18 protein-coding genes are annotated in these 18,107 nt (G+C 69.7%); 3 read left to right on the forward strand and 15 right to left on the reverse strand.

All coding sequences use genetic code 11. The annotated features are described in order from the left end of the window. Positions 1-960 carry a GlxA family transcriptional regulator gene (locus KUTG_RS40920; protein ID WP_232241225.1) on the reverse strand — a complete coding sequence of 320 codons (960 nt, stop codon included), beginning with the start codon at positions 958-960 and terminating at the stop codon, positions 1-3. 71 nt (positions 961-1,031) lie between these two features. On the opposite strand from KUTG_RS40920, the gene KUTG_RS40925 reads away from it, so the two are divergent. Further along, positions 1,032-2,300, forward strand: coding sequence for an MFS transporter (locus KUTG_RS40925; protein ID WP_052395998.1), 1,269 nt, complete (start codon positions 1,032-1,034; stop codon positions 2,298-2,300). 194 nt (positions 2,301-2,494) lie between these two features. Here the strand turns inward: KUTG_RS40925 and KUTG_RS40930 are convergent, their stop codons facing one another. The 7 genes from KUTG_RS40930 to KUTG_RS40955 form a co-directional block, all read right to left on the reverse strand. Beyond that, positions 2,495-3,367: a spermidine synthase gene (locus KUTG_RS40930; protein ID WP_043724744.1), complete on the reverse strand. Its 873-nt coding sequence runs from the start codon at positions 3,365-3,367 to the stop codon at positions 2,495-2,497. 35 nt (positions 3,368-3,402) lie between these two features. Beyond that, positions 3,403-3,786, reverse strand: a complete 384-nt coding sequence (gene speD / locus KUTG_RS40935) for an adenosylmethionine decarboxylase (protein WP_043724746.1) — start codon at positions 3,784-3,786, stop codon at positions 3,403-3,405. 73 nt (positions 3,787-3,859) lie between these two features. Beyond that, a complete protein-coding gene (locus tag KUTG_RS40940; protein WP_043732375.1) occupies positions 3,860-5,056 on the reverse strand; it encodes a type III PLP-dependent enzyme in 1,197 nt (398 codons plus the stop codon). A 275-nt stretch (positions 5,057-5,331) separates the two neighbouring features. Continuing rightward, positions 5,332-6,510 carry an alpha-ketoacid dehydrogenase subunit beta gene (locus tag KUTG_RS64500; protein WP_232241226.1) on the reverse strand — a complete coding sequence of 393 codons (1,179 nt, stop codon included), beginning with the start codon at positions 6,508-6,510 and terminating at the stop codon, positions 5,332-5,334. Positions 6,511-6,539: 29 nt separating this feature from the next. Further along, positions 6,540-7,466, reverse strand: coding sequence for a thiamine pyrophosphate-dependent enzyme (locus KUTG_RS64505; RefSeq protein WP_232241227.1), 927 nt, complete (start codon positions 7,464-7,466; stop codon positions 6,540-6,542). Further along, the gene (locus KUTG_RS40950) at positions 7,463-8,620 is read right to left on the reverse strand and encodes an acyl-CoA dehydrogenase family protein (RefSeq protein WP_043724748.1); all 1,158 of its coding nucleotides are present in this window, start codon (positions 8,618-8,620) and stop codon (positions 7,463-7,465) included. Before KUTG_RS40950 ends, KUTG_RS64505 begins: the two co-directional genes overlap by 4 nt. Before the next feature lies 1 nt (position 8,621). Next, complete coding sequence (locus tag KUTG_RS40955; protein ID WP_043724749.1) at positions 8,622-10,190, reverse strand: aldehyde dehydrogenase family protein; 1,569 nt, start codon at positions 10,188-10,190, stop codon at positions 8,622-8,624. A gap of 134 nt (positions 10,191-10,324) precedes the next feature. On the opposite strand from KUTG_RS40955, the gene KUTG_RS40960 reads away from it, so the two are divergent. Continuing rightward, positions 10,325-11,437 carry a Glu/Leu/Phe/Val family dehydrogenase gene (locus KUTG_RS40960; RefSeq protein ID WP_043724750.1) on the forward strand — a complete coding sequence of 371 codons (1,113 nt, stop codon included), beginning with the start codon at positions 10,325-10,327 and terminating at the stop codon, positions 11,435-11,437. 805 nt (positions 11,438-12,242) lie between these two features. Here the strand turns inward: KUTG_RS40960 and KUTG_RS40965 are convergent. From KUTG_RS40965 to KUTG_RS40985, 5 genes are all read right to left on the reverse strand, one after another. Further along, positions 12,243-12,668 (reverse strand): hypothetical protein, encoded by a 426-nt coding sequence (locus KUTG_RS40965; RefSeq protein ID WP_043724751.1) that lies wholly within the window; start codon positions 12,666-12,668, stop codon positions 12,243-12,245. A 655-nt stretch (positions 12,669-13,323) separates the two neighbouring features. Next, positions 13,324-14,115 (reverse strand): hypothetical protein, encoded by a 792-nt coding sequence (locus KUTG_RS40970; RefSeq protein WP_043724756.1) that lies wholly within the window; start codon positions 14,113-14,115, stop codon positions 13,324-13,326. Between the two features lie 60 nt (positions 14,116-14,175). Further along, positions 14,176-14,451 carry a hypothetical protein gene (locus tag KUTG_RS40975; protein WP_043724758.1) on the reverse strand — a complete coding sequence of 92 codons (276 nt, stop codon included), beginning with the start codon at positions 14,449-14,451 and terminating at the stop codon, positions 14,176-14,178. Next, positions 14,430-15,335, reverse strand: a complete 906-nt coding sequence (locus KUTG_RS40980; RefSeq protein WP_052395999.1) for a GNAT family N-acetyltransferase — start codon at positions 15,333-15,335, stop codon at positions 14,430-14,432. Before KUTG_RS40980 ends, KUTG_RS40975 begins: the two co-directional genes overlap by 22 nt. Positions 15,336-15,435: 100 nt before the next feature. Beyond that, positions 15,436-16,020 carry a TetR/AcrR family transcriptional regulator gene (locus KUTG_RS40985; protein ID WP_043724759.1) on the reverse strand — a complete coding sequence of 195 codons (585 nt, stop codon included), beginning with the start codon at positions 16,018-16,020 and terminating at the stop codon, positions 15,436-15,438. A 107-nt stretch (positions 16,021-16,127) separates the two neighbouring features. Between KUTG_RS40985 and KUTG_RS40990 the strand changes: the two genes are divergently transcribed. Continuing rightward, positions 16,128-16,667 carry a dihydrofolate reductase family protein gene (locus KUTG_RS40990; RefSeq protein WP_043724760.1) on the forward strand — a complete coding sequence of 180 codons (540 nt, stop codon included), beginning with the start codon at positions 16,128-16,130 and terminating at the stop codon, positions 16,665-16,667. Here KUTG_RS40990 and KUTG_RS40995 read toward each other — a convergent pair. Beyond that, entirely contained in the window at positions 16,664-17,236 is a 573-nt protein-coding gene (locus KUTG_RS40995) for a dihydrofolate reductase family protein (protein ID WP_043724765.1), read from the reverse strand. The genes KUTG_RS40990 and KUTG_RS40995 overlap by 4 nt on opposite strands. 80 nt (positions 17,237-17,316) lie before the next feature. Next, positions 17,317-18,075 (reverse strand): NYN domain-containing protein, encoded by a 759-nt coding sequence (locus tag KUTG_RS41000; RefSeq protein WP_043724767.1) that lies wholly within the window; start codon positions 18,073-18,075, stop codon positions 17,317-17,319. Between the last annotated feature and the right edge of the window lie 32 nt (positions 18,076-18,107).

Below are 18,107 nucleotides of genomic sequence, written 5' to 3' on the forward strand. Positions count from 1 at the left end.
TCACCGGCACGTGAAGCTGCGGCGGTAGGCCAGCGGGGCAACGCCGACCGCGGCATTGAGATGTTGGCGCAGCCCGGCCGTGGTGCCGAAGCCGGCGTCACGGGCGATCCGCTCCACCGTCAGCTCCGTGGACTCCAGCAGGTGCCGGGCCCGCTCCACCCGTTCGCGCAGCAGCCACTGCCCGGGGCTGAGGCCGGTCTCCTCGCGGAAGCGCCGGGTGAAGGTGCGCACGCTCATCCGGGCGTGCTCGGCCAGCCGCCGCAGGTCGAGGGGCTGGTCGAGGTGCTCGCTCATCCACTGCCGGGTCGCCGACGTGCCGGCGTCGGTGACCTCGGGCACCGGCCGTTCGATGAACTGCCGCTGGCCACCCTCCCGCCAGGCCGGCACGACGACGCGACGGGCGGTGTGGTTGGCGACCTCGCTGCCGTGGTCGGTGCGCACGATGTGCAGGCACAGGTCGATGCCGGCCGCCGCGCCGGCCGAGGTCAGCACCGTGCCGTCGTCCACGAACAGCACGTCCGGGGTCACCTTGACCTGCGGAAACATCTCCGCCATCGCGCCGGCGTGACACCAGTGGGTGGTCGCCTCGCGGCCGTCGAGCTTGCCCGCCGCGGCCAGCACGAACGCCCCGGTGCAGATCGACACCCACCTCGCCGTCGCCGGCACGGTGTCCAAGGCGGCGGCTAGTTCCGGCGGCAGCTCCGTGCTGGTCATCAGCGGACCTTCGTACGGACCGGGGATGACGACGGTGTCGGCCGTGGCCAGGATCTCCGGGCCGTGGTCGGGCATCAGCCGGAAGCCGGCGGTCGTCCGCACCGGGCCACCGTCAAGGGTGCAGGTCAGCGTCTCGTACAGCGGCTGGCCGGCGGACAGCGACGCCGAGGTGAACACCCTGGAGGCGATGCTCAGGTCGAACGCCACCACGTCGTCGAGGGCCAGCACCACCACACGATGGGTCATGGCCCGATTCTTGCACATAGTGGCTTGCGGGCCACTCGTTCGATCCGGGCGGACTTGTCAGGATCTCCACCGTGTTCAAGCTGCATCGCGCCTGGTGGGTAGCCGCCGTCACCTTCGTCGCGCTCGTCGGCGCGGCCGGATTCCGGGCCACCCCCGGCGTCCTGATGAACCCCCTGCACGCCGAGTTCGGCTGGTCGATGGGCACGATCTCGGCCGCCGTCTCCGTCAACCTCGCGCTGTACGGCCTGACCTCGCCGTTCGCCGCCGCGCTGATGGAACGCTTCGGCATCCGCCGGGTCGTGTCCATCGCCCTGCTGGTGGTCGCCGCCGGCAGCGGGCTGACGGTGTTCATGACCGCGAGCTGGGAACTCGTCCTCTGCTGGGGCGTGTTGGTCGGCCTCGGCACGGGGTCGATGGCGCTGGCCTTCGTCGCCACCGTGACCAACGCCTGGTTCGTCAAGCACCGGGGCGTCGTCACCGGCGTGCTCACCGCCGGCGGGGCCGCCGGGCAGCTGGTCTTCCTGCCGGTGCTGGCCTCCATCGCCGACTCCGCCGGCTGGCGCGTCGCCGCGCTGACGGTCGCCGCCGCGGCGCTCATCGTGGTGCCGCTGGTGGCCTGGCTGCTGCGGGACCGCCCCGAGGACATCGGCCTGTTGGCGTACGGGGCGACCAAGCCCCAGCCCAAGCCGGTGATCACGGTCGGAGCCGGCCGCCGGGCCGTCCAGGTGCTGGCCGGCGCGGCCAGGACCCGCAACTTCTGGCTCCTGGCCGCCGGGTTCGCCATCTGCGGGGCCACCACCAACGGCCTCGTCGGCACGCACTTCATCCCCGCCGCCATGGACCACGGCATGGGGGAGACCGCCGCCGCTTCGCTGCTCGCGCTGGTCGGCGTGTTCGACATCGCCGGCACCATCTTCTCCGGCTGGCTCACCGACCGCGTCGACTCCCGGGTGCTGCTCGGCGCCTACTACGGCCTGCGCGGGCTGTCCCTGTTCGCGCTGCCCAGCTTGTTCGCCGGCAGCACCCAGCCCAGCATGCTTGTGTTCATCGTGTTCTACGGCCTGGACTGGGTCGCCACCGTGCCGCCGACCGTCGCCCTGTGCCGGCGCTACTACGGCACCGCCGGCTCCATCGTGTTCGGCTGGGTCTTCGCCTCGCACCAGGTCGGCGCCGCCTTCGCCGCTGTGGCCGCCGGCATCGTCCGCGACCAGCTCGGCAACTACGACCTGGCCTGGTACATCGCCGGCCTCCTCAGCTGCCTCGCCGCCGTCCTGTCCCTCTTGCTCCTGGCCACCCGCCGCCGTGTGCCCGCCACCCCCGAACCCTCGATGGCCACCTGATGCAGGGAAGGACGCCTCCGCCTGGCCTTTGACGGTTTACGAGGGGACTTGTTCAGCCAGCACCGTGCATGTCTCAGAGTAAGAAGGGTTATCGGAGGGACGCAACGGTCCTATCCGGCTGGAATTCCATGACAGCCACTACCGATAGTGGCGAGGGCGTCGGTGCACTTCGCGCCTCTCTTCCCTGCATAACCTCAGCCCTGGTGGCGGACTCGGTACGGGGGCACGGAGTTGCCGGCGAGGGCCTCGGCGTCGATGGACACCGGGCGGTAGCCGAGGCCGGGCAGCCGGGACTGCATCAGGGCCGTCGGGTCCGCGACCTCGTCGGCGCGGCCGAACAGGTACGCCCACTCGTGCTCGTCCGAGCCGTAGTACGCGGTGGTGCCGAAGACCTCGGTGAACCGCCGCCACGAGGTGAGCAGAGTCTGGTTGCGCCACATGGTCTGGCAGCCGGCCTGGGTGACGACCACGCCACCGGGCGCGAGGACGGCCTTGCACATGGTGAGGAACTCGGTGCCGTAGAGCCGGTTGTGCTGGGCCTCCTCCTCACGCTCGTCGGGCAGGTCGACCAGCACGATGTCGTAGCGCTGGTCCCCGTCGGCCGCGTCGACCAGGTACTGCCAGCCGTCGGCGTAGTGCACCGTCACGGGACCCTCGCCGCGCTCGGCGCGGGCCAGCTCCTCGGGGGTGTAGCCGTACGGCAGGTGCTCGGCGCAGAGCTTCACGGCCTGGGTGTCGATGTCGACGTGGTCGACGCGGGTCGCGCCGGCGGCCACGGCCATCTGGCACACGACGCCCTCGCTGGAGCCGACGACGAGCACGGAGGAGATCTTGTCGGCCAGCAGCAGCGCCGGCACCATCAGCGCCTCGTGATAGGTCAGCTGGCTGAACTCGGTGCTCTGCCGGTCGTTGTCGCAGAACAGCGACACGCCCTGCTCGGTGCGGGCGATCACCACGTGTTGGAAGGCGGTGTCACCCTCCCACAGCACGTCGTGCAGGTCCCACACGCGGGTCAGCCCGTGGCCGACCGGCTCGTGGATCTGGGTGGTTCGTTCCAACGTGGTCACTAGGTACTCGCAATCTTCTTGTCAGGCAAGGGAAGTCAGTCGTCCTTGCCGCGGCGGATGGTCTTCGCGTGCACGACGGGCGTGCGCAGCGCCTCGGCGAGCAGCTGCACGGCGACCTCGGGTTTGGCCCGGTGGCCGCAGGTGAAGACGTCGACGAAGACCGACCCGATCTCTGGGTAGGTGTGCAGCGAGGCGTGCGACTCCGACAGCAGCGCCAACACGGTGACCCCCTGCGGCTCGAACCGCTTGGAGGTCACGTCCAACACGGTCGCCCCGGCCTGATCCAGCGCACTCGTCAGGATGTCCCGCAACAACGCCTCGTCATTGAGCAGATCGGCGTCGATGCCCTCCATCTCCGCGAGGACATGCTGTCCGGTGAACGACCCGACGGTCTGCACCGAGCCCAGTACTCCGGTCATCTATCACTCCCTACTGTTCCAGGTGAAGGCAGACCTCCGGCGAGGTCTGCACGCAAAATCGGGGTGGGCCCGCTCAGACGCAGTGCGTCGGCAGCGGCGCGAAACCGTTGAACGCTATGGAGGAGTAGCTCGCCGTGTAGGCGCCGGTATTGAGGAAGTCCAGGTGGTCGCCGGCCCGCAGCTCCATCGGCAGCCGGTAGATGTTGTGCTGGTACAGCACGTCATCCCCGTCGCACGTGGGCCCCGCGAGGTAGACCGGCCCCGTTTTCCCGTCACGGTCGGGTGTGGAGAGCAAGTAGGTGATGTACTCGTTCTCGGTCTCGGCCAGGCCGTTGTACCGGCCCACGTCCAGGTACACCCAGCGCTTGTCGTCCACAGTGGACTTACGGGAGACCAGCACCACCTCGGAGCGCAGCAGGCCGGCGTCGGAGACCAGGAACCGGCCCGGCTCCAGCACGAGCTGCGGCGGCGTCGGGAAATGCGTGCTCACGGAGGCCGAGATGGCCGCGGCGAAGTCGGCCAGCGGCGGCGCGGGGCGGCTGTAGCGGCCCGGCAGGCCGCCGCCGATGTTGAGCATCGGCAGCTCGACGCCGTCGGCCGCCAGCTTGGCGGCGATCTCCCCGGCCTGCTCGATCGCCGCGTCCCAGGCCCGCGGATCCAGCTGCTGCGAGCCCACGTGGAAGGACACCCCGGCCGGCGTCAGCCCGAGCTCCGGGGCCCGGGCCAGCAGGTGGGCGGCCATGTCCGGGGCACAGCCGAACTTGTGGCCGAACGGCGTCAGAGAACCGGTGTCGGCCAGCACTATCCGGCAGAACACCGCCGCGCCAGGGGCCATCTCGGCGATGGCCTCCAGGTCGGCGTCGCTGTCCGTCGTGAACAGCCGCACGCCGCGGGCGAAGGCGTAGCCGATGTCGGCTCGCTTCTTGATCGTGTTGCCGTACGAGATCTGCTCCGGACGGGCGCCCTCGGCCAGACACAGGTCGATCTCCGGCGGGCTGGCCACGTCGAAGCAGGCGCCCAGTTCCGCCAACAGGCGCACCACTTCCCGCGCCGGATTCGCCTTGACGGCGTAGTAGAGCTTCGCCCCCGGCATGGCCGCGGACAGCTCGACGTAGCGCTCGCGGACGGTCGCCAGATCGATGACCAGGCACGGGGTCGCGGGCTTCTCCCGCTCGAGGTACTCACGGATACGGGCTATCGCCCCGGTCAGCTCCACCGCTGTCGGCGGAGGTGTCGCCGTGTCGACCGTTGCTGTCGGCTGCGGCGCCATGACGGCGAGGCTCTGTCCCATTCCGCTACGTACCTACCAAATCTCGGGTCAGTGTGTGCGTCGACCCGCTCGCCGCTTGGGTGGTCACGATGCGCTGCGCATCGCGGCGAGTCATGGTAAGGCCTCAATGCCCCTGTTGGCGACCATCACCCCCTGTTGGGTCAATCCGCCCCACGTGGCACCCCTCACACCGCCGCCCCGCATGCAGGGAAGGACGCCTTACCCTCGTTCAACGCGGGTAAGGCGTCCTTCCCTGCATCGCCGATCGATGAACGTCAGATGTGCAGCTGTTGTGCCGCAAGGGAAATCGCGGCGTCGTGGATGGACTCCTCGGACAGCAGGACGGTGCGCGCGGCCTCGCCGAGCGGGATGAAACTGTCCTCGCTCGCCACCCGTTGGACTATCCCGGTGAAACCGCCGTCGCTCAGCGCGGCGATCACGCCCTCGGAGACGCCGCCGGTGCGGCGGGTTTCGTCCACGACGAGCACGCGGCCGGTGGCGGCGGCCTCGCGGAGCAGGTCGTCGAGCGGCAGGGGAGCGAGCCAGCGCAGGTCGAGGACCCGGGCCGCGACGCCCTCGGCCGCGAGCCGTCGGGCCACCCGCAGGCTCATCCGGACGCCGTTGCCGAAGGTGACCAGCGTCAGATCCGTGCCGTCGCCGTAGGTCCGGCCGCGGCCGATCGGCACATGCTCCGACGGCGCGGGGGCGAGCCAGCCGCCGTCGCCGTCGTCGTGCAGGTCCCGGGTGTGGTACAGGGCAATGGGTTCCAGGAAGACCGACAGCGTGCCGTCGACGTCGGCGGCGGCGACGCAGGTACGCAGCATGGCCGCGGCGTCGTCCGGCCGGGACGGCGAGGCGATCACCAGGCCGGGGATGTCCCGCAGCGCGGCGATCGCGTTGTCGTTGTGGAAGTGGCCGCCGAAGCCCTTCTGGTAGCCGTAGCCGGCGATGCGCACGACCATCGGGTTGCGGTACTGGCCGTTGGAGAAGAACGGCAGCGACGCGCCCTCGCCGCGGAGCTGGTCGGCGGCGTTGTGCAGATACGCCAGGTACTGGATCTCCGGGATCGGCAGCAGGCCGGAGACGCCGAGCCCGAGGCCCAGCCCCAGGATCGACTGCTCGTCGAGCAGCGTGTCGAACACACGCCCGGCGCCGGCCCGTTTCTGCAAGCCCCGCGTCACGCCGTAGACGCCGCCCTTGCGCGCCACGTCCTCCCCGAACACGCACAGGCTCGGGTACTGGTCGAGCAACTGGGCCAGGGTCCGGTTGACCGACTGCGCGAACGTTTGCGGCTCGGTCCACGTGAGCTTGTCGATGCGTGCTTCGACCTGGGCCGGCCGTCGCGGCGCCAGCGGCGCCATGACCGCTTTGGCGCTGTCCAGCTGCGGCCGTTCGGACGCTTCCGTCGCGAGCCTCTGGACCTCGGCCCGCTTGGCCTCGTACCGGTCGAGCACCTCGGCCGGCGTCAGGACCCCGGCCGCGATCAGGGTTCGGCGGTGCCCAGCAACGGATCCCGGGCCAGCCCGGCGGCGATGTCGGAGGTGCTGCGGTAGGCCACCTCGGCGTCCGAGCCGGCGTGCCCCATCAGCCGGACGGTCGACAGGTGCAGGAACGCCGGCTTCCGGTGCCGCCGCACGTGTTCCGCCGCCTCCATGGCGATCTCACGCGTCTGCACCAGGTCGAACCCGCTGGCCTGGAAGTAGCGGAGGCCCTCGCGCGAGCCGTAGGCGGTGGCGATCCAACCCCGTGGCGTCGGCACGCTGATGCCGATCCCGTTGTCCTCGCAGACGAACAGCAGCGGCACCGGCAGGCCCTGATACGCCGTGTAGACGGCCGCGTTGATCGCGCCGGCGGCGGTCGAGTGGTTGGCCGAGGCATCACCGAAACTGCACACCGTGATCGCGTCGTCCGGCCACGCCGAGGGCACCCCGAGCTTGCGGGCCCGCTCGATGGCGAACGCCACACCCAGCGCGCGGGGCAGGTGCGAGGCGATCGTCGACGTCTGCGGGATGATTGCCGCGTCGTGGTGGCCGAACACCTTGTGCCGGCCGCCGGCGATGGGCTCATCGGTCGCGGCCATCATGCCCAGCAACACATCCAGCAGGCCGTTGCGGCCGAGCTGGGCCATCCGCTGGAGATAGAACGCACCCGAACGGTAGTGCAGCAGCGCCGGATCCGTCGGCCGCAGCGCCGCCGCCACCGCCGCGTTGCCCTCGTGTCCGGACGAGCCGATCGTGTAGTAGCCCAGGCCGCGGGCCCGGAACTCCCGGGCGGCCAGGTCCACGTGCCGGCTGCCCAGTTGGGCGTCGAACATCTCCAGCAGTTGCGGGCCGAGCGTCGTCGCCGGGCGTCGACCCGGCGACAACGCCCTGAGCGCCTCGACGAAGTGCTCGTCGACCTGTTCCGTCAACGGTATGCGCCGATCCCGGTGATGGCCTCGCCCAGCACCAGCGTGTGGATCTCGCTCGTGCCCTCGTAGGTCAGCACCGACTCGAGGTTGTTGGCGTGCCGCAGCACCGAGTACTCGGTGGTGATCCCGCTGGCCGCCAGGATGGTGCGGGCCTGCCGGGCGATCTCCAGCGCCGCCCGCACGTTGTTCAGCTTGCCGAAGCTGACGTGCGCGGTCTCCGCCCTGTGCGCGTCCTTCAACCGTCCGATGTGGACTGCCGTGAGGAACGCCTTCTCCAGCTCCAGCGCCATCTCCACCAGCTTCTGTTGCGTCAGCTGGAAACCGGCGATCGGGCGGTCGAACTGCACGCGGGTCTTGGCGTAGTCCAGGGCCGTGGCGTAGCAGTCGCGAGCCGCGCCGACGGCGCCCCAGAGAATGCCGAACCTCGCTTCGTTCAGGCAGGACAGCGGGGCCCTCAGCCCGCGACTTTCCGGCAGCACGGCGTCTTCCGGCAGCACCACGTCGTCCAGGACGAGCTCCGAGGTGACCGATGCCCGCAGCGACAGCTTGTCCTTGATGTCCCGGGTGGTGAAACCCTTGGTGCCCCGGGGAACGATGAAGCCCCGGATGCCGTCCTCGGCCCGCGCCCAGACCACGGCGACGTCCGCGATGCCGCCGTTGGTGATCCACAGCTTGCCGCCGTTGAGGATCCACTCGCCGTTGGTCTTCCGGGCGGTGGTGCGCATGCCGGCCGGGTTGCTGCCGAAGTCCGACTCGGTCAGGCCGAAGCAGCCGATCAGCTCGCCCTTGGCCATCTTCGGCAGCCAGGCCTGCTTCTGCTCCTCCGAGCCGAACTTGTGGATCGCCGTCATGGCCAGGGATCCCTGCACGCTCACGAAACTGCGCAGTCCACTGTCGACCGCTTCCAGCTCCATGCAGGCGATGCCGTACGCCGTCGCGCTCGCGCCGGCGCAGCCGTAGCCCTGCAGGTGCATGCCGAACAGGCCCAGCTCGCCCAGTTCCGGCGCCAGCTCCCGGGGGAACGTGCCGTCGGCGAACCAGCGGCCCACGTTCGGCCGCACCTTCGCGTCCACGAACTGCCTCACCGTGTCCCGGATCAGCTTCTCCTCGTCGGAGAAGCCGTCCGCGACGCCGAGCAGGTCGAGCGGGTCCATGTCAGCCCTCCAAATCCAGCACTGCCAAACGGAACGCGAGGTCGGCCTCGGGCAGCTCGACCATGTCCATCTGCGCCTTCTGCAGCTTGCCCGCGTAGTCCCAGTTCATCGACTGCCAGCGGGTGAACTGGTCGAGCACCCACACCCCGGACTGCCGGCTTCCGTTGCCCGACAGGCCGTTGCCGCCGAACGGCAGGTGCGCCTCCGCGCCCGAGGTCGAGTTGTTCACGCTGACCATGCCGGCCCGGCAGCGCTCGCGGAACCGGAATGCGTTGCTGGCATCGGAGGTGTAGATCGCCGCCGACAGGCCATAACCGTGGCCGTTGGCCAGTTCCACGGCCTCGTCGAACGTGTCGAAGATGCCGACGCCGACCAGCGGGCCGAAGGTTTCGTTGCGGTACAGGTCATCGTCCTGGGTGATGCCGTCCACAATGGTCGGGTGCACGAAGATGCCCTGCTCGGCGTGGCCGATGAAACCCTTACGGGGGTTGGCATCCGTGATCCGGCCGGTGCCCGTCGACCCGTGCATCGTGTGGTGCGGTTGCACCAGCTTCAGGTACTCCTCGAACCGCTCCGCGTAGCGGGTGTCGATCAGCGGGCCGTAGAGCACACCCTGGCTCGGGTCGCCGATGACCGCGTCCTCCACCGCCTTGCTGAAGCGGCTCAGGAACTCGTCGTGCACTTCCCGCTGCACGAACACCGTGCCCAGCGACGTGCAGCGCTGGCCGGCCGAGCCGAAGCCGCTGAACAGCGCGCCTTCCACCGCCAGGTCCAGGTTCGCGTCGGCCATGACCACCAGCGGGTTCTTGCCACCCAGCTCCAGGCACGGCGACTGGAGGTGACGCCCGCACAGCTCGCTGATCGCCCGGCCGACCTCCGTCGAGCCCGTGAAGCCGACCTTGTCGACCAGTCCGTTCTGGAGGGCCAGGTCGAGGCCCTCGAACGTCGCCTTGCCGTCCGCCTGGACGAGGTTGAGGACACCCTGGGGCAGTCCCGCGCGCCAGGCCAGCTCGGCCAGCGCCTGGCCCACCGCCGCCGACAGCTCCGCCGGCTTCCACACCACCGTGTTGCCGCAGAGCAGGGCCGGCACCAGGTACCAGGACGGCACCGCCGCCGGGAAGTTGGCCGCCGTGATGATCGCCGTGACGCCGACCGGGACGCGGAAGGTGAACAGCTGCTTGTCCGGCATCTCGCTCGGCACCGTCTGGCCGTAGAGTCGTCGGCCCTCGCCGAGGAAGAAATCGCAGGTGTCGACGATCTCCTGGACCTCGCCCAGCGACTCCGCGTACGGCTTGCCGATCTCCCGGGTGATCAGCCGGGCCAGCGCCGCCTTGTTCGCCTCGACCAGCCGTCCCAGCCGGGCGATAACCTGGCCGCGCACCGGGGCCGGGATTTTCGCCCACTCCGGCTGGGCGCTGCGGGCGGCCCTCGCGGCGTCGACGAAGGTCTCGGGGCCGCCCAGCGTCACCTCCGCCACCACGTCGTCGAGGTTCGCGGGGTTGCGGGACAACAGGACGGTGCCGTCGGCCCGCGGGTGGCCGGCGACGACGGAGGCGCACTTGTGCTGCATGGCCTCTACCTTGGCCAACCGGCCGTCGCTTCGCCAACTTCGCGAGGACTCGGGCTGGTGGGATTGAGGTTCAGTGTAGCTGTAGCTCGGATCCCAGAGCCCTGTTCCTCCTGCACGTCGCTAGCGTGGGACCCATGTTCGAGCTGATGGACGAGTGGGGTCCCGAGAAGGTCGTCTGCGTGTCCGATTCGCGGACCGGCATGCGCGGGGTGTTGGTCATCGACAACACCGCGCGGGGCATGGGCAAGGGCGGGACCCGGATGAGCCCCGACCTGTCGGTCACCGAGGTCGCCCGGCTGGCCCGGGTCATGACCTGGAAGTGGGCCGGCGTCGACCTGTTCTTCGGCGGCGCCAAGGCCGGCATCCGCTTCGACCCGTCCTCGGCTCGTAAGGAGGACGCGCTGCGGGCCTTCGTCCGCCTGCTGTCCAACGAGATCCCCAGCGAGTACGTCGTCGGCCTCGACATGGGCCTCACCGAGCGGGACGCCGCCATCGTCCAGGACGAGCTCCGCACCCGTGGCGCTGCTGTCGGCACCCCTTTCGAGCTCGGCGGTGTGCCCTACGACCAGCTCGGCGTCACGGGCTTCGGCGTCGCCGAGGCTACCGACGCCGTCTTCCCCCTCTCCGGCCGCCGCGTCGTCATCCAGGGCCTCGGCGCCGTCGGTCGCGCCGCCGCCCGCCGCTTCTCCGAGCTCGGCGCGGTTGTCGTCGCGGTGTCGAGCGCCCTCGGCGCCGTGCACGATCCTGCCGGCCTGGACCTCGACCGGTTGTTGGCTGTCTCGGACGACTCCGCCGTGCTGGAGTACTCCGGCGGCACGCACCTTCCTCTCGGCTCCGAGCTGTTGATCCCCACCGACGTCCTGGCCCCTTGCGCCCTCCAGGACGTCATCGACGCCTCCCTCGCCGCCCGCCTCTCCTGCTCCTTCGTCGTCGAGGGCGCCAACATGCCCACTTCCGTTGAGGCGCAGCAGGTTCTCGCCGCTCGCGGCATCACCGTCCTCCCCGACTTCATCGCCAACGCCGGCGGTGTCGTCGCCGCCGCCTACGCCATGGACGCCCGCCTTTCCCCCTTCCGCCCCGACCCCGCCGCCATCTACGCCACCATCTCCACCAAGCTTCGCGCCAACGCCGTCACCGTCCTCGACGCCGCCGCCACCTCCGGCGCCACCCCCCACACCGCCGCCCGCACCCTCGCCCAATCCCGCGTCCACACCGCCATGCACCTCCGCGGCCAACTCCCGTCCTAACCCCGCGAGTCCCGCTCTCCGGCCACCGAAATACGGTTTCGGGCAGGGCGCAGGCTGCGCATAGCTCGGTGCGACCTGGCGCCGTCGCGTCAGGTCGCGGGCACGGTTGGCTTGGCACTCTTCCCGCAGCCTGTGCAGCGCCAGCCATCGATCGGCGACAGCCCGATCGTCATCCGCCCAATTAGCTCCATTGTGGACGCTCGCCAGCGCCGATCGGCCTATGCCGGCAGCTCTTCGCGTAAGGTCTACCGCTGCACGCCGATGCCCACACCTGGAACGCCGGGTGCCATGCGGCGGCCCGGTCGAAGAACAGCTCCCGAGGCCGCAACGTCAGCACGCCATCTGCCCCCCCACAGCCGCGGTGGCAATGGCGGCGAAGCTGGCCGGTCAGGCTTCTCATGGCACGCCAGGATGGCCCACGGTCCGCAGCGACGCGCTCTCAGTAGCCGATGGGCGGATGCAAGCCCTGTTACGACAGGCCCGTCCTGTTGACCTACCGTTCAGAGTTCCTGCCGCGCTTGGCGCAAGTTGGTGCGAATGGTCTTGTTCATGGGGTAGTCGCCGCCAAGTGCAGGCGGTAGGTCCGCAAGGCCGGCTTCGAACAAGGGAATCGCCCGCTGCAGTCACACCACGTCCGGCCGCCGCTCGTCCAGCCATGGCAGCAACCTCGGCAGACGCTGCGTCACCAAGTTCACGTTCCACGTCGCCACTCGCATCACACGACCGTAGCCACACCCACCGACAATCGCCGGGACGACGGGAAGTGGCCGTTTCCCACCCGTGTGGGAAACGGCCGTTCAGCCGATCAGCTGACGTTCGGGCACTCGTCGTCGGCCGGCAGGTTGCCGTACTTGCCGCCGACCAGGTACGCGGCGCTGACCCACAGGGGCTTGCTGTCATCCGGGCTGATCCGCACCCAGATGTAATTGATGACGCCGTTCACCGTGACGCTGTCGCCGACCGTCCAGCAGTAGCCGTTGACGAGAATGCCGGGCTTCAGCACGCCGGCGAGCCGGCAGGCGGTGGACGGGCACTTCTCGCGTTCTTCGTCGTCGTGCCAGGCCAGCACCTTCGTGTATTCCACGGTGCCATGCGGTGCTGCCTTGCCGGCCGCGGCTCTGGCCGGGGCGGTCGCGGCGGCGGCCGGGGTGGCCGCGGTCGCGGTGGCCACCCCTCCCAGCAGCATCGCGAACACCAGGCCGAGGGCGGCGGTGATCCGGACGATCGTCATGGGAGTCCTTCCTCGTGGTTGTCGATCACCAGGCATGACGACCAACAAGGCAAGACAGTTGCCGAAGGGTCACGCTGGTTGATCCCAGCAACCTGTTGGCGCGCGACACGTCCGAGGGGCCGTGGGCAGCGTGACCACAGCAGTGCTCGTCTTCGCGGTGGTGGCGATGTGACCTGAGGTGGCGGCGGGAAATCGCCGCCACCTCAGGGGAATCACGCCGTTGCGCTCATCCCTGGCTCATCTCGCCCCTGGCGACCTTGGCGCCGATCTGCCGGCCGATCAGGACCCTTGACGAGCTCGCCGTCCTGAACGCGCAGGTGACGCCGCCAGCGCGGACGACGACGGTTCGAGCATGGCATCGGTCGTACCGCCATTCAACAAGCAGCCGCTGACCGGTAGCTCGTCGGGCATGGCTCGCTCCCACCAGAAGTGTCAGTGAGAAACCGGCGACCTCGGCCTCAACGCACCTGTCACTCCGCTGGCCAGCGGAGGTGCACGGTGACAAGTTCATCGAGCCGCCGGCGTCTTGGCGCGTGCCTCGACTGGGCATATCGGTTTGGGTGGCACCACTGGTCGCTCCAGCGGTAGATCTCTCGATCCTCGGACCCGCCACCTCACCACCACCTGATCCAGGGCCCGTCCCGGTCGTGCGGGGCTACGCCGGGTTCTCCGCGACGGCGAGGTAGTCCGTGTAGATCTGCGGCGAGCCCGAGAACGAGGCCAGCTGCTTCCACTCCTCGTACATCTGCTTGGTGTCGCGGTGGGCGGCCGCGAACTCCGCGGCCTCGCCGGTGGCGATGTCGGGCTCGGGGTAGAAGACGTCCAGCGCGTCCAGGCTCGCGATCTCCATCATCATCACATACTGGTCGAGGCGGTTGCCCCGCTCGCCCTTGAGCACGTGGAACCGCCAGTCCGGGTAGTCGTCGATCCGGTGGTGGTTCTCGGCGATGAAGCGGTCGAACATCTCCTCGGTCACACCGGCGCGCAACGCCAGGTTGTGGATCCCGACGACCCGGGCGACGGGCTCCTCCCCCGGGCGGTCGCGGTAGCGGGGGCCGGGCGTGACCGTGCTCCGCGGATTGTCGGCCAGCAGCCGGTAGTCGGTGAACAACGTAGGCAGCTCGCCGAACGTGCCCAGCTGCCGCCATCGTGCCAGCACAGCCTCCGCCTCGGGATACTGCGCCCAGAACAGCCGGGCCAGCTCGGTCTGCTCACCCCGGGCCGTGACGTAGCGGTCGCGTTGCTCAGCGCTCTCGATCTCGTACAACATCAGGTACTGCCCGGTCCGCTCGCCGCGCAACCCGCGCAGCAGAGTCCACCGCCACCCCGGGTACAAGGGCAGGTGAACGCCTTCACCACGCACGAAGGTCTCGAACTCCTCCGGCGTGACACCCGCCTCCGTGTCGATGGCGATGTACTGGAAGGTGAACACCGACGAGCGTCCCATTGCGTCCAATCCTCGGGTCGGGAAAGGGAACGCGTGTCCGACAAGCACGACTCCCCTGCATCACATCCTGCCAGCTGCAGAGAACGGCGCCTGCGAGCCTTCCTCCGCACCCTGGAGGTCGCCGCCGACGTGACCGACGAGTTCGTCGAGCGCTTGGTCGAGGTTGGTGCTGGTCCGGGCCAGTTCGTGCCACCCGGACCGGTGCGACCACAACGGCGTTGGGGCCGGCTCGTCGCCGGCGTGGTCGGGTAACCAGGGCTTGATCACCTGCACCGCGCCATCGAAGCGCACGGCGGGCCGGTCACCATCGGATGTCAGGGGTGGCTGGCGCGCCATTGGTCGGCTGTGCCGATGGGTCGCATTCCGGCGTGGTTGTAGACGGCGATGGCGTGGGTGTTGTTGTGGGTGTCCACGTCGACGCCGGCTGTGGTGTGTCCGCGGTCGCGCAATCTGGCGAAGGCGGAGCTGAGCAGGGCGGTGGCGATGCCGCGCCCGCGTGCCTCGGGAAGTACTCCCAGCCAGGCGATCCAGGCGCGGTCGGCCGGTGCGCGGGCGATGACGGCGCCGACGGGGTTGCCGGCTGATTCGGCCAGTAGCCACAACGATGTGTCGTGGCCGTCGCGTTGTTGTTGATCGGTCAGGAAGTCTTGGAAATCGCGTCGGTGATGGTTCCAGTGGCCGGCGATGGCGGTTTCGAGGACGTGGTGGATGGTCGCCATGTCGGCGCGAGAGGTCGCGGGGCGCACGCGTACGTCGGCCGGCGTTGGTGGGGCGGTGTGGTCGATCAGGTCGGCGATCATCCTGGTGTAGCTGTGGATCTTGGTCCAGCCCGCGGAGCGCAACGCTGGGATGGCGGGGGAGCGGGGCAGTTGGAACAGCGTCACGGGGCTGTTCGGTGCGGCGCGGTCGGTGAGGGTCCAGTGGTGGACTGCGTCCAGGAGTGTGCGGGCGAGGGCGGTGGCCGTGTCGCCGGGCGCTACGCGCAGTTGGGCGCGTAGTTGTCCTGGTTGCGGCGCTGGGTGGCACAGGACCACGCCGGTGATCCCGGTGTCGTCGACGCTGACGAGGCTTCGTGTGCCTAGGGTCAAGCCGGGGGCGTGCAGCAGGTCGGTGATGTCGGCGGCCGAGGTTTCCGGTCGGCCGACCTCGGCCGTGTCGGCGGCGCGGTAGAGGGCGAGCAGTGCGTGGGCGTCGTCGTTGGTCGCAGGCCGCAGGATCACCCCGGCACACTGGCATCCGGCGGGAGCGTCGAACAACCGTGAATGCGCTCTGCTGCCGCGAGTTCTGCGCACGAACATTCAGTGCCGGCGCCTTGGGGGGTCACGCAGGGCTGGGCCGTGCCCCTCTGAGAGCCGCGTCGATCACCGCGTGCACGTGGTCGACGCTCAGCGGAGCGGTGCGCAGCAGCAACCGGTAGTACAGCGGCGCGTAGAGGGCCTCCACCGCGGCGGCGATGTCGACATCGGCGCGGATCTGTCCGTCCCGCTGGGCCTTTTCCAGGCGCTGACGCCGCGGTCCCTCAGCGCGGTCAACGAGCTGTTCGGCCAGACCACGAGCCACCGCGTCATCCGCTTGCGCCTCAGCGATGAGGCCCGTGTAGAAGCGGGCGAAATCCGAACGGAACAGGTCGGTGACCGCGGTCATCTGCGTCGTGAGGTCAGCGACCACGTCGCCGGTGTCGGGCATCTCGCTGACCGCGCCCACCGCGTCGGCGAGCACGTCGAGCAGCAGCGCACCCTTGGAAGGCCACCACCGGTAGATGGTCTGCTTGCCGACACCGGCCCGGGCCGCGATGGCGTCGATGGTCACCTTCGCCGGCCCACGATCCAGCGCCAGCTCGTAGGCGGCTTCGAGGATCGCCCGGTGTGCCCGCTGGCTGCGGCGCGCGGCGTTCGGCGACTTCATGCAGCGATCCTACTCCGAGACGAGAAGAGACGTCTCGTCTTGACACCGGGCTCGCCAGAGAGCACTCTCTTGCGAGACGATACGAACCGTCTCGTGAGGAGTTCGCGATGCAGATCCTGGCCCGCCAGTGCGTGACCGCCGACGGCTACGTGACCACGCCGGACGGGTGGCCGCCGCAGGTGATCGATCCCGCCCACGGTCCCGGCAGCCACGGCATCCGGGACTTCATCGCCGGCTGCGAAGCCGTGCTGATGGGGCGCACCACCTTCGAGCCCGCGCTGACCGCCGACCGCTGGCCGTGGCCGGACCTGAAGGTGTATGTGCTCGGCTCCCACCGCACGCCCGGCGCGCCCGACGACGTGGTCTTCGACAGCGACCCCGGCCGGCTGCTGGAGCGGCTGCGCGCCGACAACACCGGCCGCGACGTCCACCTCGTCGGCGGCCCGAGCACCATCGAGACCTTCCGCGCGCTCGGCGCGGTGGACAGGCTGGAACTGGTGGTGCTGCCGTTCATGGTCGGCGCGGGGATGCGGCTGACGGAGTCGCTGGATCCCGCCACGACGCTGTCCTACGAGAGCTCGCGCGGCCTGCCCGGTGGCTCGGTGGAGATCGTCTACTCGCTGCGCGCCCAGCCGCAAGGTGGTTAAACCGCTATGCGGTAACGCAGATGCGTGGCGTTGCGGCCTTCGAGGCGTCGGACGGGCTCCAGCTCGACGTGGCCGAGGCCGGTCGGCTCGAACAGCCGCCGCCCGCCACCCAGCAGCACGGGGACGAGGTGCAGTTCGAGTTCGTCGAGCTGGCCCGCGGCCAGTAGGGCCTGGGCCGCACCCGCGCCATGGACCAGCACGGCTCGGTCACCCGCCGCTTCGCGGGCCTCGTCGGCGCAGGCGTTGACGTCGGTGTAGAACTTCGCGCTGCCGGGGGGCGTGTCGGCGGGGTCGATGGTGTGGGTCAGGACGTTGATCGGCACGCCGTCGTGATGGTCGCCGTTCCAGCGCTTGGCCAGCTCGAACGTGCGGCGGCCGGATATCACGGCGCCGGTCGACGCGGCCTCGGCGTACACCTGCCCGTTGACCCCCTCGGACATCCGGTCGTCAAGCCAGTTGAACAGCCGCCCGCCGCCGCGGCCGAGCTCCTGGCCCGGGCGGTCGTCCGGCCCGGTGATGTACCCGTCGACCGACATGGACATGTAGAGCCGCAGCGGTGTCCTACTCATGGGGTGCTCCCTGGCTGTTCTGAAGTGCGGTCATCACTGCGTCGAACAAGAGCAGCCGCGATCGACACTTCGAGCCAAGTTCAGCCGCGGCGGCGGTCCCGCACGTACACGGTGGCCGGCTTGCCCTCGCCGGAGCTGCGGCGGGTGACCTCGAACAGGGTGGTGGCGGTGACGAGGTCGCTGAGCTTGGAGTAGCCGTAGGTGCGGGAGTCGAAGTCGGGGCGCTGCTTGGTGACGATGTTGCCGACGCCGGACAGGGAGGCCCAGCCGTCGTCGTCGGAGGCGGCCTCGACGGCGCCGCGGAGCAGGGTGACGAGGGCGGCGTCGCCCTTGAGCTGGGGAGCGGTCTTGCGCGGGGCGGTCGTCTCGGCGGGGGCGGCGGTGCTCTCGGCGTAGGCGAGGTTCTCGACGTAGATGAACTTGTCGCAGGCGGCGACGAAAGGCTTGGGCGTCTTGCGCTCGCCGAAGCCGTAGACGGTCAGGCCGGACTCGCGCAGCCGGGCGGCGAGGCGGGTGAAGTCGGAGTCGCTGGAGACGATGCAGAATCCGTCGAAACGGTCGGAGTACAGCAGATCCATGGCGTCGATGACCATGGCGGCGTCGGTGGCGTTCTTGCCGGTCGTGTACGCGAACTGCTGAATCGGCTGGATCGACTGGGCCAGCAGGTGGTCCTTCCAGCCCTTCAGGTTGGTGCCCGTCCAGTCGCCGTAGGCCCGTTTGACGTGCGCGGTGCCGTACTTGGCCACCTCGGCCAGCAGGGCCTCGATGATCGAGGACTGCGCGTTGTCCGCGTCGATGAGCACCGCCAACTTCGCGGTGTTCTCGCTGGTCACGGCCATCTCGCGCTCCCCGTTCAGTCCCAGGTGGACGG

This window comes from Kutzneria sp. 744, assembly GCF_000568255.1.
Taxonomy (GTDB): domain Bacteria; phylum Actinomycetota; class Actinomycetes; order Mycobacteriales; family Pseudonocardiaceae; genus Kutzneria.

Coding starts and splice junctions, on each gene's coding strand:
- KUTG_RS40950 (WP_043724748.1), bottom strand. CDS start 8,620: ATGGACCCGCTCGACCTGCTCGGCGTCGCGGACGGCTTCTCCGACGAG.
- KUTG_RS40985 (WP_043724759.1), bottom strand. CDS start 16,020: ATGAAGTCGCCGAACGCCGCGCGCCGCAGCCAGCGGGCACACCGGGCG.
- KUTG_RS40920 (WP_232241225.1), bottom strand. CDS start 960: ATGACCCATCGTGTGGTGGTGCTGGCCCTCGACGACGTGGTGGCGTTC.
- KUTG_RS40940 (WP_043732375.1), bottom strand. CDS start 5,056: ATGGCGCCGCAGCCGACAGCAACGGTCGACACGGCGACACCTCCGCCG.
- KUTG_RS40990 (WP_043724760.1), top strand. CDS start 16,128: ATGCAGATCCTGGCCCGCCAGTGCGTGACCGCCGACGGCTACGTGACC.
- KUTG_RS40970 (WP_043724756.1), bottom strand. CDS start 14,115: ATGGGACGCTCGTCGGTGTTCACCTTCCAGTACATCGCCATCGACACG.
- KUTG_RS41000 (WP_043724767.1), bottom strand. CDS start 18,075: ATGGCCGTGACCAGCGAGAACACCGCGAAGTTGGCGGTGCTCATCGAC.
- KUTG_RS40955 (WP_043724749.1), bottom strand. CDS start 10,190: ATGCAGCACAAGTGCGCCTCCGTCGTCGCCGGCCACCCGCGGGCCGAC.
- KUTG_RS40995 (WP_043724765.1), bottom strand. CDS start 17,236: ATGAGTAGGACACCGCTGCGGCTCTACATGTCCATGTCGGTCGACGGG.
- KUTG_RS40960 (WP_043724750.1), top strand. CDS start 10,325: ATGTTCGAGCTGATGGACGAGTGGGGTCCCGAGAAGGTCGTCTGCGTG.
- KUTG_RS40975 (WP_043724758.1), bottom strand. CDS start 14,451: ATGGCGCGCCAGCCACCCCTGACATCCGATGGTGACCGGCCCGCCGTG.
- speD (WP_043724746.1), bottom strand. CDS start 3,786: ATGACCGGAGTACTGGGCTCGGTGCAGACCGTCGGGTCGTTCACCGGA.
- KUTG_RS40965 (WP_043724751.1), bottom strand. CDS start 12,668: ATGACGATCGTCCGGATCACCGCCGCCCTCGGCCTGGTGTTCGCGATG.